Source organism: Ruegeria sp. BG3 (assembly GCF_056538485.1).
In genome coordinates this window covers 290,668-307,906 of the sequence record NZ_JBQFTE010000003.1, presented here as the reverse complement: position 1 = coordinate 307,906, position 17,239 = coordinate 290,668, and the positions used below count along the sequence as shown (strand labels likewise).

The window sequence follows — 17,239 nt, the reverse complement described above, 5'->3', positions numbered from 1 at the left end:
CGCATTGAACCCCAGCGCCGTTCTGGCACAATTGCTGTGGCAAGCAAAATAGTAGGGTTATCGGCTGTGGAATACTCTTGGATTGATAAGTTCAAAGGTCTTAGCCGCTTGCCAGATACTGTGCGCGCCGATCTGATCAGCGGCAGCCAGATCGTCAATGTACCCGCAGGGACGCAGATATTTGCGCCAGGCCAGACGGCTGACAACCTGTTGCTTCTGTTAGAGGGAACCGTCCGAGTTCAGCAGAAATCTGAAACCGGGCGCGAGGTGTTCCTCTACCGTGTTCATGCCGGTGAAAGCTGCGTGCTGACCACGGCGTGTATGCTGGCCTTTGAAGACTATTCCGCCGACGGCATAGCCGAGACAGACGTTTCAGCGGTGGCTATCCCGCGCCAAACGTTCGACGATCTGGTTGCGAAATCCCCTGTGTTTCGCGAGTTCGTCTTTACAGCTTACTCTCGCCGGATCACCGATCTCTTTACTTTGATCGACGATATCGTGTTCAAGCGTATGGATGTTCGGCTGGCCTCGCGATTGTTAGAGCTGGCCGGGATGGGCGAGACGGTGCACGCAACGCATGCAGTATTGGGGACCGAGCTGGGCACGGCGCGCGAAGTGATCTCGCGTACGTTGGCTGAATTCCAACGCCATGGCTGGGTGGAACAGTCGCGTGGCGAAGTCTGCCTGACCGACCGCGAGGGGCTGGAACGCTTGGCAAGATCGGCGACGCCCGAGGTTTGAATACAAACTTTGTATTTGCTTCGGCAGTTTGGTGACCATGTCACCAAAGCTGTGAGTTGCGCTGTGCAATTGTCATTTCATCGATTCCCGATGGAGTGTGACATGACTACAAATATGGGCAAACTTGGCCGCGCGTTGCGCATTCTGATTGCTGCGATGCTTTTATACTTGGCTTTGGGCACAAGCGTGCTGGGGGCTGGACTCCTGTTCTGGCTGGCATTGATCGTGGCGGGTGTGTTCACCCTCACGGCCTTTGTCGGCAACTGCCCGCTTTACCGCATCGTTGGCCTCAAGACCTGTCAGGACTGCTGATGATCGAGACGGCATTTACCCCTTGGGCGTCGCTGACGGGCGGCGTTCTGATTGGTGTGGCCTCAGTGCTGCTGATGTTGCTGATGGGGCGCGTGATGGGGGCAACCGGTGTTTTAGCCGGGCTGTTGCGGCCCGCATCGTCTGGTGATGTTACCTGGCGCGCCGCATTGCTGGTCGGCATGGCAACCGGCCCCTTGGTGGTGTGGTTGATGTCTGGGCAGATGCCTCAGGTGCAGGTGCCGGTCTCCACTACTGGGTTTGTGCTGGGCGGTGTGATTGTCGGTGTCGGCGTGACCCTGGGCGGAGGCTGCACCTCAGGCCACGGTGTGTGTGGAATGGCCAGACTAAGCGTTCGCTCGGTCGCAGCCACAGCAACGTTCATGCTGTTCGCCTTTGCCACCGTTTTCGTCACACGCCACGTTTTTGGGGGATAAGCGTGAAACTCATCTCAACCTATTTGATCGGTCTGGTCTTCGGTGTTGGAATCTCGCTTTCCGGCATGGTGAACCCAGCCAAGGTGCTGAATTTCTTCGACCTGTTTGGTGCCTGGGACCCGTCCCTGATCTTCGTCATGGGAGGTGCGCTGATAACCACCTTTGTCGGATACAAATTGGTCTTCGGCCGCGCCGCGCCCGTGCTTGAACCTGCGTTTCATTTGCCGTCGGCGCGAAAAATCGATGCCAAGCTCGTCGGTGGCTCCGCCTTGTTCGGCATCGGTTGGGGCATCGCCGGATTCTGCCCGGGTGGCGCATTGCCCGCACTGGGCACGGGTCGATGGGAGATCTTTGCCTTCATCGGTGCTTTGGTTGTGGGCATCGCCCTCGCCAAGGGCCTGCAGGCGGCGCTGGTTCCTGATTTGCAAACACGTACCTGAATTTAGACCCGGAGGAGACAAGACGTGGCCACTTACCCTGTAAACATGGCGATCAAACCAAACGTTTTTGCGTTCTTTGACGCTGCAACAAACACGATCAGCTACATCGTGAAAGACCCGGACTCGAACGCTTGTGCGATCGTCGACAGTGTCATGGATATCGACTACGCGGCCGGGCGTATCACCTTTGACCACGCGGATGAACTGATCCGAACTGTGGTCGACAAGGGCCTGCAGCTGGAGTGGATTATCGAAACCCATGTGCATGCCGATCATCTGTCCGCCGCACCGTATATTCAGGAAAAACTGGGGGGCAAGATCGGGGTCGGCTCTAAGATCACCGTGGTGCAGGACACGTTCGGCAAGGTCTTCAACGAAGGAACCGAGTTTCAACGTGACGGCTCGCAATTCGATGCGCTGTTCGAAGATGGCGACACCTATATGATTGGGAATATGCAGGCCTACGCCATGTACACGCCCGGACACACGCCAGCCTGCATGGTTCATGTTATGGGTGATGCGGCCTTTGTTGGGGATACGTTGTTCATGCCCGACGGCGGCTCTGCCCGGGCCGATTTTCCGGGCGGCGACGCGGGCGTTCTATATGACTCGATCCAGAAAGTCCTGGCATTGCCGGATGAAACGCGTTTGTTCATGTGCCACGACTATGGGCCGAACGGGCGCGACATTGCCTGGGAAACCAGCATAGCCGAGGAAAAGACCCACAATATCCATGTTGGAGGCGGCAAGACGAAAGAAGAATTCGTCAAGTTCCGCACCGAACGTGATGCAACGCTGGCGATGCCAAACCTCATTATCCCTTCACTGCAGGTCAACATGAGAGCAGGCGAGGTGCCCAAGGATCCCGATGGCAACCCGATGCTCAAAGTGCCTGTAAACGCCCTCTGACAGGCCAGAAGGAGAACATAGATGGAGTTTCGCACGTTATCACCCAAATTCACCGTCAGCCCTCAGATCTCGGTCGAGGATGTCGGGACAATCGCTGCGCAGGGTTTTCGCGCGATAATCTGTAACCGTCCGGATGGCGAAGGGGCGGATCAACCCTCATTCAAGGAAATCGCCGCCGCAGCCAAGGCCGCAGGGATCGAGGCCCGCTACGTTCCCGTGCAATCAGGCATGGTGAAAGATCTGGATGTCGAGGCGTTTGGCGCAGCGCTTGAGGACCTGCAACGCCCAGTGTTTGCCTACTGTCGCACCGGGACACGCTCGGCCACGCTATGGTCTTTTCATGAGGCTATGAAACGACCGATCGCTGAAATCCTGACAGCCACAAAGGCAGCTGGCTACGACATGAACGGCGTGGCCCGCCGGATCGCAAATGGCGGCAAGACCCCAACAGACACGGGCGACGCCCATTTTCAGGTTATTATTGTCGGCGCGGGGGCAGGGGGTATCTCGGTCGCAGCCAGTCTAAAATCGCGGCAACCCGATCTGGATATTGCCGTCATTGATCCGGCAGATGTTCATTACTATCAGCCCGGTTGGACCATGGTGGGCGGCGGTATCTTTGATGCCCAGACAACGGCCAAGACCATGGGCAGTCTGATCCCCAAAGGCGTGCATTGGATCAAGGCGGCAGTCGCCGCGTTTGAGCCGGAAAGCAACGCAGTCGTTTTGGATGCTTGCCGAGTGGTGAAGTATGACCGACTTGTCGTCTGCCCGGGTCTGAAGCTGGATTGGGGCAAGGTCGAGGGGTTAGAGGAAACTCTTGGCCGCAACGGCGTAACCTCGAACTATCGCTATGATCTTGCCCCATATACGTGGCAGTTGGTGCGTGAGATGCAAAAGGGCAGGGCAATTTTTACCCAGCCTCCGATGCCAATCAAATGTGCCGGTGCGCCGCAAAAGGCCATGTACCTATCCGGCGACGCCTGGTCTCGGCGGGGCGTTTTGAACGACATTGACATCCAGTTCATGAACGCGGGCGGAGTGCTGTTCGGCGTCAAGGACTATGTCCCGGCGCTGGAGGACTATGTTAAAAAATACGACGCCTCGCTGAACTTCTTCCACAATCTCTTTGCCATCGACGGACCCGCAAAGACGGCGGTGTTCGAGGTGACCCAACCAGACAATGAGCCGCGCAGGGTCGAAGTGGGATTCGACATGATCCATGTCTGTCCACCGCAGACCGCCCCGGATTTCGTGCGGGTGTCACCGCTTGCAGATGCGGCTGGGTGGGTCGATGTCGATCAGGCCACGCTAAGGCACAAAAGCTATGACAATATCTGGTCACTGGGCGATGTGATGAATGCGCCGAACGCTAAAACAGCGGCGGCGGCACGCAAGCAGGCGCCCACCGTGGCGGATAACATCGTGGCTGACATCGCAGGTCGGTCTGCGACGGCGCAATATGACGGTTATGGCTCGTGCCCGCTGACCGTCGAACGCGGCAAGATCGTATTGGCCGAGTTCGGCTATGGCGGTGCGCTCAAGCCCAGTTTTCCGCGGTTTATTATAGACGGTACCAAACCCAGTCGCTTGGCGTGGTTTCTAAAGGAAAGCCTGCTGCCGCCGATTTATTGGAAGGCAATGCTGCGTGGCAAGGAATGGATGGCGCGGCCTGAAAAGCTGAACGTGGCCCCGGAGTAGCCCTGCGCAAAGAAAGACCTCTGATGATCAACCACCTTTGCCGATTTGTCCCCATTCTGGATTGGGGCAGGAGTTATTCGCGCGGCGCATTTTCCAACGACCTGATTGCGGCCTTGATCGTGACGATCATGTTGATCCCGCAATCGCTTGCCTACGCTCTGTTGGCGGGATTGCCGCCCGAGGCCGGCATCTACGCGTCGATTGTTCCGATTGTGCTTTATGCGGTCTTCGGGACAAGCCGCGCGCTGGCGGTTGGGCCGGTGGCGGTGGTGTCGCTTTTGACCGCCACTGCAATCGGGCAGGTGGCCGAGCAGGGCACTGCAGGCTATGCCGTCGCAGCCCTGACCTTGGCCTTTCTGTCCGGCGCGTTTCTGGTGCTTTTGGGCGTGATGCGGTTGGGATTCATGGCTAATTTCCTCAGCCACCCGGTGATTGCCGGTTTTATCACAGCCTCCGGCGTTTTGATTGCGACCAGTCAGCTCAAGCACATCCTGGGGTTCGATGCGCATGGGCACACACTGCCTGAAATGGTCGGATCAATCCTTGCCCATTTACCTGAAACAAATTGGGTGACGCTGGCAATCGGCAGCCTTGCCACCGGCTTTTTGTTCTGGGTGCGCAAGCACCTCAAACATTTTCTTGGGTTCTTGGGGGTAGGGCCGGTTCTTGCCGACATTCTGACGAAAGCCGGGCCTGTCGCCGCCGTGGTCGCCACAACTGTTACCGTCTGGACTTTGGGTCTGAATGCTCAAGGTGTTCAAATTGTAGGGACGGTGCCACAGGGCTTACCTCCGTTCACAAGGCCTGATCTTTCCTTTGATCTTGTAGGAGAGATGATCGCTCCTGCGATCCTTATTTCGATCATCGGATTCGTTGAAAGTGTCTCGGTCGCGCAGACACTAGCCGCAAAGAAACGCCAGCGGATTGATCCGGATCAGGAGTTGATCGGTTTGGGCGCTGCCAATCTGGGGGCAGCGTTTACCGGGGGCTATCCGGTTTCGGGTGGGTTTGCGCGTTCGGTTGTCAATTTTGATGCCGGAGCCGAAACTCCGGCTGCCGGTGCATTCACGGCTGTTGGCCTTGCCGTTGCCGCCTTTGCACTGACGCCGTTGGTCTACTTCCTGCCCAAGGCCACTTTGGCTGCAACGATCATCGTTGCCGTGCTCAGTCTTGTGGATTTTTCAGTTCTTAAAAAGACTTGGGTCTATTCTCGCGCAGATTTTGTAGCGGTCGCCGCAACCATTGGCCTTACGTTGGGGCTGGGAGTCGAGGTCGGGGTCGCTTCGGGCGTGGTAACCTCGATCCTGCTGCACCTTTACAAGACTTCGCGCCCGCATGTGGCCGAGGTGGGGCTTGTGCCCGGCACGCAGCATTTCCGCAACATTCTACGTCACGAGGTTGAAACGATCCCGTCCATAGTGACGTTACGCGTGGATGAAAGCCTGTATTTCGTCAACGCGCGGTTTCTGGAAGACCTTATCCAGCACCGTGTGCCTGAAGGGGGCAGCGTCAGTCATGTGATCTTGATGTTTTCTGCGGTGAACGAAGTTGACTACTCCGCGTTGGAAAGTCTTGAGGCGATCAACCACCGCTTGTCAGATATGGGCGTCGCTATGCATCTGTCCGAGGTCAAGGGACCGGTTATGGACAAACTGAAGCGATCTCATTTCCTTCAACAGTTGAACGGTCTGGTATTTCTATCGCAATATGAGGCTTGGATCACGGTCGGCGCGCATGACAAAGTTGTTGAGACAGTCCGAAACCATTCGATTCTGTAGGTTTGCCAGGCTTAACGTCCGATTGAAGTGCGGCGCTTAAGCCCTGTCTAGCGAGTGTTTAACGGGCAATAAATGGCAGTCACGAATCCTCTGACCGGGGTGTCCCCGCTCGACAAAAAGTAGGCGTATTCCCATATCCTTCTTTGAAATGGACAACCGTTCCTCAGTTCCTCCAGCAGTTCTTTTGCGACGAAACCTGCCTTTGGCATCTGTAAAACGCCCGTTTAGGTCATAGTAACGAATATCCCAAGTGTAAGCATCCGGCCAATATGCAATCTTCTAGCCAAGACTAGTGAAACCGCGACTTGTATGTATCCTGGGGGATCAAATTGTTTTTTACCATAATCATGATTACACGATGTAGATGGAGAAATCGCGCTTTTTTGTCGGACTACATAAACAATGGAATTGAATTATTGCGACTCTCCTCTCATTCAATTTAATACGCTATTATTTTGCGCTTTTTTAAATTGTTAGACAGCTCTAGCGCTCTAAGCCTAAGTCGAACAGAAAGCCAATGAGCCTCTTCGCAACCTTGAAACAGACGCTGTGTGCCCTGCTAGGACTTGGTTGATCGGCAGAATACCCTTCCGTTACTGCGCTGCGGCCCGTTAAACTGGCCGTTCCCTGCGGGCGCAAGATCCGCGGTCAGGCGAATACGGGATCAGCGGGATAGAGCGACAGTTCACTGCGGCTGCGCAGATGTCCGCTCCCATACGGCGAGGTGAAGAGGGTCGTCTCTTTCGCGCAGGACGTTTCAACCAGTACAGTTTAAATCACGACGGCACAAACTCTGCCAAGCGTACCGTCCAACTCATAAGTCATCATCTGTTCATGGCACAATTTCTATGACGTAAGAGCCAAACGTTTAGGGATTCTTCGCAGCATATTCCTGACAACCCTCGCATCTTCGTGCATGATGAAAAAATAGGCAGACTCTTTTTTGCCTTCCTGGAAGTGCTTGAATTCTAAAGGAGCGCGCTTTGGAAATATTGGTAAACGGCATAAACACGGTTCTTTGGAACTACGTATTGATCTACGGTCTTCTTGGGACCGGTATCTTTTTTACAATTCGACTCGGTGCGCTTCAGTTTCTCCATTTCGGGGAAATGCTGCGCGTCCTGACGTCTTCGAAGAGCACGGACAAAAGAGGTATTACTCCGTTTCAAGCGCTGACAGTAAGTCTGGCTTCCCGCGTCGGCACTGGAAACCTTGCTGGCGTAGCCGTGGCTCTGACCTTGGGAGGTCCAGGCGCAATCTTTTGGATGTGGATCGTGGCATTGGTTGGAATGGCCACCGCCTATTCCGAAAGTACTTTGGCCCAACTCTATAAAGTGACATCTTCCAACGGAAGGTTCAGAGGAGGTCCCGCGTTCTACATGGCCAACGCCTTGAACGCTCCTTGGGCTGGAGTCATTTTCTCGATCTGCCTGATCGTCAGCTTTGGTTTGGTTTTTGTCGCGGTCCAATCCAACTCGATTGCTGAAGCATTCGAGGGCGCGTTCGGGTTAAACAAATTGGTCGTTGGCATAGCGCTGGCCGCAGCAGCAGCGGTAGTCATATTCGGCGGCATAAGAACCATCGCAAAGTTTGCAGAGATCGTTGTACCGCTCATGGCTGGTCTCTACCTTTTGCTTGCAGGTGTTGTCGTAGTCCTGAACATTTCCGAAGTACCCGCTATGTTGTGGTCGATTGTTGCAGGCGCGTTTGGCCTTCAGGAAGCTGCAGGAGGCGTGACAGGAGGCGTCATGGCTGCTGCGCTTAACGGTATCAAACGGGGGCTTTTCTCCAACGAAGCGGGCATGGGCTCAGCACCAAACATTGCAGCAGTTGCAACACCTGATCCCCACCACCCTTCCAGCCAAGGTTTCGTCCAGGCATTTGGGTGTTTTGTGGATACGATTTTGGTCGCAACGGCAACTGCACTGCTAATTCTTCTGTCGGGCGCAATTGAAATTGATGGACCTACCGGAATGCGACTGACTCAAGACGCGGCGGCGGTCCATCTTGGCGAAATCGGTCGCCACTTTATCGCGATCGCTATCGTCTTCTTTGGCTTCACGTCCATACTTGGCAATTACTCATATGCCGAAAACGCAATGACGTTCCTAAAATTGGAAGGCAAATTGCCGATTTACATCTTGCGATTAGGTTGCCTTTCAATGGTTGTCTGGGGAGCAGTGCAAGCTGTTGCCACAGTGTTCAATTTCGCGGATGCGGCCATGGGAATAATGGCGACCATCAATTTGGTTGCGATAGTGCTGCTCTCTGGCACCGTCTACAAACTAACGGTGGATTATTTCTCGCAACGCCGACAGAACCTTGAACCTCGCTTTGTCGCAAGCAAATTTCCCGAGCTTAGCAAGGGCGTAGATCACACTGTCTGGACGGAGGAGATCCATGCCGACACTCAAAACCACTGAAAGCGAAAAGCTTCAGGCAGTCTTGGACGATATCGCAGATCGCATTGCCGGCATGTCCGAAAGGGGGAAGGTAGCAAAGTATATTCCAGAACTCGCCACAGTTGATCTAAACCAATTCGGTATCGCCGTCGCACCGATCAACGGTCCGCTAGTGTCCGCTGGGGACGCGGGCACGCTGTTTTCAATCCAGAGTATCTCAAAAGTGTTCTCGCTTACTTTGGCGCTGCAACAGGTTGGCGCCACCTTGTGGCAGAGAGTTGGCCGAGAACCTTCCGGCGATCCGTTCAATTCAATCGTTCAGCTCGAACACGAGCGCGGAATCCCAAGGAACCCGTTTATCAACCCCGGAGCGATCGTGGTGGCCGATGTTCTGCTCGAAAACCGTTCTGCTGACGACGCAATCAACGCCCTCTTAGCGTTGTGCCGAGAGCTTGCAGAAGACAACTCGATTGAAGTTGATGCGTCAGTTGCAGATTCTGAGATGCGAACTGGATCCAGAAATCGTGCGCTTGCGCATTTTATGCAGGCGGAAGCTAACCTTAAGGCACCGGTAGAGGATGTTCTGTCCCTGTACTTTCGCCAGTGTAGCATCGCCATGTCTTGCGAACAGTTGGCGCTAGCAGGTCGTTTTCTTGCGTCGGCGGGTCAAAATACGGCCACCGGCGCCACAGTATTATCAGCGCAAAGAGCAAGAAGAGTTACTGCGCTCATGATGATGTGTGGATCCTACGATGCTTCGGGCGAATTTGCCTTCCGCGTTGGCCTTCCAGCGAAAAGCGGCGTTGGCGGCGGAATCTTGTGCATTGTACCCGGTATCGCTTCTGTTGTCGCCTGGAGCCCCGGGCTCGATCAAAAAGGCAATTCCTATCTAGCAACAATCGCCTTTCAAGAACTGGTTCGCGCCACGGGGTGGTCCATTTTCGGACCAAGTGTATGACCCGGATTGGGTGAACCGGTTCCAAATGTATTTAGTTCCACTTCAATGACCGGCAGAGGACACAACTGAAGTCAGACCGGTATGGGTGGCGGCGATGTAAGACGAGTGATCCGAGAATAGGTTTACAGCACTTTGAGCGGCGATCATCTTTTAATGGATAGAAGCTTAGAAAGCCCCCTGCCCGCCTCAAAACAAATTCCTCTCACAAGACTGCCCCAAGGTCTTCCACTCGGCTATCGTACCCGCGCGACTTGTCATTCGATGGTTACGAGGCCTTAGTTAAATTTTCTAGCAAGACCAAAGCAACGTTGTCGGAGTACGTAAAAAAGGGACCGAATTTTTGAGAGTTTTCTCTCATTGAATTCAACACTTTAAGATTCTTGCGCTTTTTGAACGTTTCGACAATTCAAGCGCTTCAAATCTACGTCAAACGGAACGCCAGCGAGCCTCTTCGCAACCTGGAAACCGGCGCTGTATGTGTTGCTTAAGTTTGGTCGACCAGCAAAACACCCTACCCCAGCACTCGGCCCAAAGCCGCCATTCGCTGCGTTGGCGAGACTAAAGCGCTTCTCATGGTCGGCTCTGCGGACGAAGCGGTCACTTATTCCACTGCGGCGATTTTAAAGACTTAGCCATGAACGAAGTGCACGCTCGCAAAGTGACGGCGCCAGTCAGCCACTTCGGCGGCGATATCGTCGCCCTTCAATCCGCGCGCAATCAAAGAAGCTAGTCTGTCGGCGTGCTCACACGTCATGCCCCATCTCACCAACTCGGGCGTACCTATGCGCAGACCATTCATGTCACCTTCGATTTCCGTCACCGGCAGGCCAATACCGCAAGCCAGGAACCCGGATTTGCGCAGGGTCTTGGATGCAGCCTGTCCACCGCCAAAGCTTTCTGCCAGAACAGCGAACTGGTGAGAGGCGGTGAAACCCTCGCGTCCGGCAAAAACTGGAACACCTTGCGCATCGAGGCCCTGGGCCATTGCGCGGGACATCGCGATCATCTCGGCAGCGTAGTCCTGTCCATAGTCGCGCCAATCAAGCATTGTCACAGCAAGAGCAGCTGACTTAGCGGCGTCGAAGTTTGCCGTCATGCCTGGGAATGCAATTGCATCCAAAGCCTTTGCGATCTCCGCATCGTTTGTGACAATCAGCCCCCCAGCAGGACCGCCGAGGCTTTTGTACGTACTCATTGTCATGAAGTGTGCGCCCTCCGCCAAGGGGTTGCGCCAGGCTCTTCCCGCGATAATCCCGCATTGGTGCGCGGCGTCGAACATCACCTTGGCACCGACTTCATCTGCAATGGCCCGTACTTCTTTGACCGGGTGCTCAAAAAGGTTGAGACTTCCGCCGATCGTGATCAATTTGGGGCGCTCCTTTCGTACAAGCGCGCGCAGCTGGTCGAGATCGACGGTGTAGCCATCGGTATCGGTTGGTGCATCTATTGTATGCAAACCAAACAACCCGGCGCATCCCGCGACGTGATGCGTTACGTGCCCACCGATCGATGCTGGCGGTGCAATGATCGTATCGCCGGCTTGGCAGGTGGCCATGAAGCCATAGAGGTTCGCTATCGCGCCAGAAGGCACGCGGATTTCTGCGAACTTTGCGTCGAAAACTTCCGCGCAAAGCTCCGCAGAGATGACCTCGATCTCTTCGATGGCTTCAAGTCCCATCTCATATTTTTCGCCCGGATATCCAAGCGACGGGCGCGAGCCGATTCCTGAAGACAGCAGTGCTTCAGCTCTCGGGTTCATTACATTGGTTGCAGGATTCAGGTTGAAGCATTCGTGCTCGTGGATTTCCCGATTTCGGGTGGCTAAATGCTCAATCCGATCCAGCAGAGCGTTGGATGAGGCGCGAGACGTTTCGGTTGCGATCTTCTGGACCAGTGCTTCGCTTTCGGCCGGCACCCAGTTTCTCATTTCTATGGTCATCGCAATTCCCTCCTTGGCTGCACACAGATTGGACAGATCGGAATGACAACGCAAACCAGTTTTGCTATTTCTGGGCTTAGAAAAACTAAGGCTCAGATCTATGGCTGTCGCTCCACGTCGCCCCAAAGGGCCGCCCCTCAATGCTCTGCGTGCCTTCGAGGCTGCGGCGAGGCTAGAAAATTTCGTTTCCGCGGCCGAGGAGTTGGGCGTCACGGCTGGCGCGGTATCACAACATGTAAAAGCCTTAGAAGGCTGGGCCGGAACTACCTTGTTTGAAAGAGGGGCTCACGGTGTTTCGTCAACCTCCTCTGGTCGCAAGCTAGCGGAAGAGTTCACAAATGCCTTTGATCTTCTCGCCGCGGCGACGCAGAGTTTACGAAACCTAGCACCCAACCCTGAGATACACATTGCCGCTTTGCCCTCAATTGCGCAGCTATGGTTACCAGCGCGATTGGGCAAGCTGCGCGAGAAGCGTCCCGACCTGAATGTCTCGGTGACAGCGATGGAGCGGCCTCCCAGCCTATCGAGAGAACTATTTGATCTGTCAGTTTTCTTTTCCGTCGCTGTTGAAACACCGGATCAGATCGTGCTTGGGGAAGACGAAATCCTCCCCGTTTGTTCGCCAAGGATAGCAGATGGTCTTGATCTGGAGTCCGCGCAGTTGCTGCACGACCAGACGTGGCAAGAAGACTGGTCCATGTGGTCAGAGGCGACAGGTGTTTCAGTTGGTGATCCCCAAAGGGGGCCGAGGTATTCGCTCTACGCCCTTGCCGTCGAAGAAGCGAAGTCCGGTGCGGGTGTGCTTATGGGACATAGCTGCCTGGTTGAGCAGGCGCTTCATTCTGGACAACTCAAAAAAGTTTCATCGGAAAGTATCGGAACAGGTCGGGTGTTGGCCCTCGAGCTTCCGCATAGATCGAGACGCCATCCTGCGATTGATGAGGTCGTTAGTCTACTTCGAGAGGAAGGACAGCACTTTGACGGATGAGAACAGCTGAGATGGCGAGTGTTTTTTATGTTGGGCTCTGTGCAGTCAATTGCTCTATTTGGCGGGAACGGCAGCCATGTGTGGGCAGATCGATTTGACGGCGTGCTTGACGATATTTTTGACCTTCAAGACAAAGTCACCGTTGAGGTCGTGACAGCGATTGAGCCATCGCTGAGGCACGCTGAAACAAACCGAGCACGAGCGAAACCAACGGACAATTTGGAAGCTTACGAACTGTACCTTAGGGCGCAATCGCACTTCCATCTTATGACGGCGAAGACAACCGCAAGGCCAATCGACTAACAACACTCGCGCTGGATCGTGACCCAGACTCTACGTCTGCAGCCGGGCTTTTGGCTTGGTTACATATTCAACGGATGGTTCAAGGGCTTGAACCTATTGGCGAGGGACCAAAGGAAGCTGTCACGGCCGCTGAACGGGTCCTTATGAGCGATCGTGCAGACGGGATAGCAATGGTATATGCGGTACATTCTATCTCAATGCTCGCGCGAGACCTGCCGCGTGCACGGGACGTTTTGAAACAAGCACTCAAGCAAAATCCAAACGCTGCAATAGTTCACATGCTAGTATACATAAACCTTTGCCTGCTTGATAGGCCGGAGGAGGCTCTGAAACACGCGGTTCAGTCTGTCGACATTAGCCTACATGATCCGTTTCGTCATGCGGCCTACCTTGCTCAGGCAAGCGCACTCTTTCAGCCTGAGCGATTTGAGGAAGCGGCTGGAGCTCATCGGGATGCTTTTTCAGTGCGATCCAGCTTCGTCATGAGTCATCTTATGCTGATCGCTTCTCTGAGACATCTGACGGATGAAGAAGCGGTTCGCAAAGCAGTTAAAGACCTGCAGATGTTGCGCCCTAGCTTGACTACCGCTTCAAAGGAAATCCAGATTCCAATCTTCTCTGTTCCAGCCTCCGCAAACAACTGGCGTGAAGGCTGGTTAAGGGCTGGGTTACCTCAATAGGTGATAGGTAAAGTCGGTAAGGCTAGGTTCCGAGGCGCGCTGGGCAAGAGCTAGGCAACAAACCTCCTGGGTGTCGAGATCGAAAGCACCCCGGCTGCGTCATAAAAAAAAGTCGCACTGAGTAGACTGATAAACTACAATCAACCCTATCCAACCAGCCGATTATGGTTGGCAGGTGTCACGTTTCTATTTCTCATTCAAGGTTTTTGGTGTCTTTTAACACCTCAACCCAAGGTTTTGTTGGAGGTTGAAATGAACGTCGTTTCCGGATGTCCTGTCACTGCTAAGCACGACCAGCAGGTCGATTTTATCTCTGAAGATCCATTGGCAAACATAAATGCAGGCAATTTTGCGACAGCAATAAAACTCTATGTCAAACGCCATGAAGAAGGTCTTGCGACTGCCGAAGATTGTGCCCTCGGCGCACACGCCTTCCGCAATGTGGGGGATTTTCTCTCGGCGGCGGACTGGTTTGAAAAGGCTGCTCAGAAAGACCCAAGCCACAGGTTTTCAGAATTCTGGACCCAACAGATCGAAAAAAACCGTGTCGATGGCAATAGCGGCGCGGCCGTCCTACGCCCCAACGAATTGACCGAGGAATACCTCAAGACCGATCCGGCCAAAGCTTATGAAGGCCACAAGGATGCGTGGGTGCTCTGCACGGATTTTCAGCGCCCAGGGGACCATATCCCCAAAAAATCAATGTTGGATCGGGCACGAAACTTCAAGGATTCTCTGGTTTCTCTGGCGCTGGGTCCTGTTGGGGCCTGGGCGAATTCTGGTGCCACGCCTGGCAATGCGGGCCGTTGGACGCAGCGCAAGCTTGGCATTCTGCGGCTCGCGGCTTTGGGCGATGCGCGCACGCAGATGGAAAAGGGCGAACGCGACCCTGACGGAGAACGCGGCGACATCGTCGGTCAGCTGCCCAAAGGGGATATACCAAAATGGGCGGATTCCGGCTTTTCCCCAGATGGCGCGTATCTTGATACCCAATTTGGGCCGGGCGAAGGCCGTGTGGGCCAGGAGTTTGTAGACCACGGGCTTGAAAAAGGCTATCGCCCGCAAGATCAATCCCAAAATCCGAAACTGCCAAGCGAAGCGGATGTTGCGAAGGTTTTTGGCTATCGCAATGGTAAAACCATCGAAGCCAAGACGGCCAGCTTTCATGCTGCTGCCCACCTTCAGCAGCTTGTACACGACGTAGCACAAACCGCGCCGGACAATGCGTTGAAACACGCGATTCCCATCGACCCCGACAGCGAATGGGCCGCGCTTGGTGTAAAATATGATTGGAGCCGATCCGATGCGCCACATGCCTTGCGCGAAGATGGCGAAGGCATGCATGGTACCACCGTCTGGTGGGACATGAGCCACATCTATGGCAGCGATATCGAAACGCTGGCAGAAGTGCGCTCAAACCCAGACGGCACGCCAGTGCCCGGCGGTAAGCTTTATCTGGAAGACACCGAAAAAGATGGCACCGGCGGATTTCTCCCGCTGAAAGACGTGCCTGTCAGCGAAGATGGCCCGCTGCAAAAACAGATAGTTACCGGCTTTGGGCGCAATATGACCGCGCCGCTGGAAGCAGAACACACGCTCTATGCGCGCCATCACAATTGGGTCGCCGGGGTTTTGAAAGAGCGCTATCCAGACTGGTCAGACAATCAGATTTTCCAGATCGCGCGGCGCGTGGTCACCATGACCTATGTGAAAATCCACACCGGCACCTGGACACACACGCTGTTTGCCAACGAAGCCGTGGTCAACGGGCTAAACGCCAACCTGTTCGGCCGCGCGGAACGCAAGCTGCCTCATTTCGACAAAAAGATCTACCGCCCTGAACAAGGCACGGATCCTGTGGCCCACGGCATTGCCGCCGGGAAGGTCGAAAAGAACAAGCCCGAGATCAAGGGAAACTTCTTCAGCAAGGCCTACCGCTTTGGTCACCAAATCTGGGTCGATCAGTTGAAATGCCCGCCCATCGGAGAGACTGTCGATGACGACACGCGCGAAGTGAATATGATGAACTTGCGCGAACTCGACGGCCACCAATTCCTCAAGGATGAGGGTCTAGGTGCCGTCTATTATTACATGATGAATACTCGTCTCGGCGCGCCTGTTGCCGGCAATACGGCCGATTTCTTCCGGAACATGGCGACCGAAGAAGGCGTTATGAACATGTTGGAGCAGGAAATTCGCAAAGACCGCGAACGTGGTACGCCCTTCTGGACAGACTATCAACGTGCCCACAACATCCCGCCAAGCGAGAAATGGGAGCACCTGTTCCTTGATCCATCAAGCGAGGCGTCCAAAGCGACGATTGCAAAGCTTCAAGAACTCTATCCCGAAGGCATTGAAACGCTGGATGCCATCATCGGGCTGACCTTGAACGAACATCGACCCGAGGGTCTGGCAATCACCAACGAAGGCTTTCAAACCTTCGTGCAGGAGGCCACCAGCCGTATCCGCAAAAACCCCTACCTCACCGAGAAATGGCGCCCGGACGAGGTTGGTTGGACAGCTATCAATCTGGTTGAAGCCGTTGACAAGGAAAAGCTGCTCTACCTGCACTGCCCAGAACTGCGCGATTGGCTAGAGACCCGAAAGACGGTTAACACTTACGAATACGTGGGCACCTCGGCAACTGAGGCGCCGGACGAGCATCCGCTGGAATCCACCGGCATCATCACCTGGGGCGAGCAGCACATTCGCGACATGGGTCTGGGTGATCCGTGGAAGGACGCGCATTTCGAGGACAACGTGCCCAACCAACTGATCCGCGTGGCGCATGAGGGCACGATCTATATCGTCGACATAACCGATGGTGCCGTGTTTGCCGACTTGGAAGGTAAAGGCCGGGTCTTTGCCCGCGACATACTGACCAGAGATCCCGATGGCGTCACCCGCGCTGATTTGATTGCAGCGGCCAAGGCTATTCTGAGCGAGAAAAAACACCCCTGGCCCGGCTACCAGTCGCCCGAGTACCCTGGCTTTGTGAGCGAGTGGATTTTGACGCAGAAAGAAGTGAACCAGCTCAGAGGTTATCGCAAGGACGAGAAGCGCGAAGGCGTGCAGCTCAGGCTGACGGATATGGAAAAGCACATCCTTCCCTTCAACCTGGGCAATGACATCTCGCGTGCTGGGTTGCCGGAGAACCTGAAAGGCTGGCAAACATTTGAAACAAGTGGATCTCGAGCGCTGTTTCTGACCCTTGGGTCGACCTTCAAATTTGGCGGACTGAAAAACCTCCTGTTGGGTCGCGGCATCCCCCTGAAAGAGATGGCGAAACGCCGCCCGGGCAAACGCACGATGGTCTATGACGAAAACGGTATGATCGATGAAAAGGTGCTGGCAGACTATATGGCGACACTAACCGACATGGCTGCGAGGCATGACAACGGTCTGATTCCAGAGCATGAGTTTATGGCGCTTTTAGCGGAGAAGAACGTTTTAGATGATCTCACCACCAAGCAATGGGCGTCGTTTTTCCGGATGCTCGCTCGCGCGGGTCAGCCGGCTGCCATCCGTCCGTCAGACTTTGAAGGCCTCTACCGCAACACGCTGCTGCCGGAAATGTTTGAGCGGTTCGCATCATCCTAGGTGTTTGGCCCCGAGGGGAAACACTGCATCTTGCCTCTCCAAAAGCTCGCACCG

The 17,239-nt window shown here is 54.8% G+C and carries 13 protein-coding genes; 12 read left to right on the top strand and 1 reads right to left on the bottom strand.

From position 1 onward, the window contains the following. The first annotated feature begins 66 nt into the window (after positions 1 to 66). The 9 genes from ACR0AI_RS07285 (at position 67) to ACR0AI_RS07245 (ending at position 9,675) form a co-directional block, all read left to right on the top strand. Entirely contained in the window at positions 67 to 741 is a 675-nt protein-coding gene (locus ACR0AI_RS07285; RefSeq protein ID WP_480672807.1) for a Crp/Fnr family transcriptional regulator, read from the top strand. 102 nt (positions 742 to 843) lie between these two features. Beyond that, positions 844 to 1,053 (top strand): YgaP family membrane protein, encoded by a 210-nt coding sequence (locus ACR0AI_RS07280; protein ID WP_480672805.1) that lies wholly within the window; start codon positions 844 to 846, stop codon positions 1,051 to 1,053. Further along, positions 1,053 to 1,487: a YeeE/YedE family protein gene (locus ACR0AI_RS07275; protein WP_480672803.1), complete on the top strand. Its 435-nt coding sequence runs from the start codon at positions 1,053 to 1,055 to the stop codon at positions 1,485 to 1,487. The genes ACR0AI_RS07280 and ACR0AI_RS07275 overlap by 1 nt, the downstream gene beginning before the upstream one ends. A gap of 2 nt (positions 1,488 to 1,489) precedes the next feature. Then, positions 1,490 to 1,927 carry a DUF6691 family protein gene (locus ACR0AI_RS07270; RefSeq protein ID WP_480672801.1) on the top strand — a complete coding sequence of 146 codons (438 nt, stop codon included), beginning with the start codon at positions 1,490 to 1,492 and terminating at the stop codon, positions 1,925 to 1,927. Between the two features lie 24 nt (positions 1,928 to 1,951). Beyond that, complete coding sequence (locus ACR0AI_RS07265; RefSeq protein WP_480672799.1) at positions 1,952 to 2,836, top strand: MBL fold metallo-hydrolase; 885 nt, start codon at positions 1,952 to 1,954, stop codon at positions 2,834 to 2,836. A 21-nt stretch (positions 2,837 to 2,857) separates the two neighbouring features. Continuing rightward, complete coding sequence (locus ACR0AI_RS07260) at positions 2,858 to 4,537, top strand: bifunctional protein tyrosine phosphatase family protein/NAD(P)/FAD-dependent oxidoreductase (protein WP_480672797.1); 1,680 nt, start codon at positions 2,858 to 2,860, stop codon at positions 4,535 to 4,537. 23 nt (positions 4,538 to 4,560) lie between these two features. Then, positions 4,561 to 6,315: a SulP family inorganic anion transporter gene (locus ACR0AI_RS07255; protein WP_480672795.1), complete on the top strand. Its 1,755-nt coding sequence runs from the start codon at positions 4,561 to 4,563 to the stop codon at positions 6,313 to 6,315. A gap of 983 nt (positions 6,316 to 7,298) precedes the next feature. Further along, positions 7,299 to 8,738 (top strand): alanine/glycine:cation symporter family protein, encoded by a 1,440-nt coding sequence (locus ACR0AI_RS07250; protein ID WP_480672794.1) that lies wholly within the window; start codon positions 7,299 to 7,301, stop codon positions 8,736 to 8,738. After that, positions 8,716 to 9,675, top strand: coding sequence for a glutaminase (locus ACR0AI_RS07245; protein WP_480672793.1), 960 nt, complete (start codon positions 8,716 to 8,718; stop codon positions 9,673 to 9,675). The genes ACR0AI_RS07250 and ACR0AI_RS07245 overlap by 23 nt, the downstream gene beginning before the upstream one ends. A 628-nt stretch (positions 9,676 to 10,303) precedes the next feature. Here the strand turns inward: ACR0AI_RS07245 and ACR0AI_RS07240 are convergent. Beyond that, positions 10,304 to 11,614: an aminotransferase class I/II-fold pyridoxal phosphate-dependent enzyme gene (locus ACR0AI_RS07240; protein WP_480672792.1), complete on the bottom strand. Its 1,311-nt coding sequence runs from the start codon at positions 11,612 to 11,614 to the stop codon at positions 10,304 to 10,306. 100 nt (positions 11,615 to 11,714) lie between these two features. On the opposite strand from ACR0AI_RS07240, the gene ACR0AI_RS07235 reads away from it, so the two are divergent. From ACR0AI_RS07235 to ACR0AI_RS07225, 3 genes are all read left to right on the top strand, one after another. Next, entirely contained in the window at positions 11,715 to 12,602 is an 888-nt protein-coding gene (locus tag ACR0AI_RS07235) for a LysR substrate-binding domain-containing protein (RefSeq protein ID WP_480672790.1), read from the top strand. A gap of 446 nt (positions 12,603 to 13,048) precedes the next feature. Next, on the top strand, positions 13,049 to 13,585 hold the full coding sequence (locus ACR0AI_RS07230; protein WP_480672788.1) for a hypothetical protein: 537 nt from the start codon (positions 13,049 to 13,051) through the stop codon (positions 13,583 to 13,585). A gap of 252 nt (positions 13,586 to 13,837) precedes the next feature. Next, positions 13,838 to 17,185, top strand: a complete 3,348-nt coding sequence (locus tag ACR0AI_RS07225; RefSeq protein WP_480672786.1) for a peroxidase family protein — start codon at positions 13,838 to 13,840, stop codon at positions 17,183 to 17,185. Positions 17,186 to 17,239 lie beyond the last annotated feature (54 nt).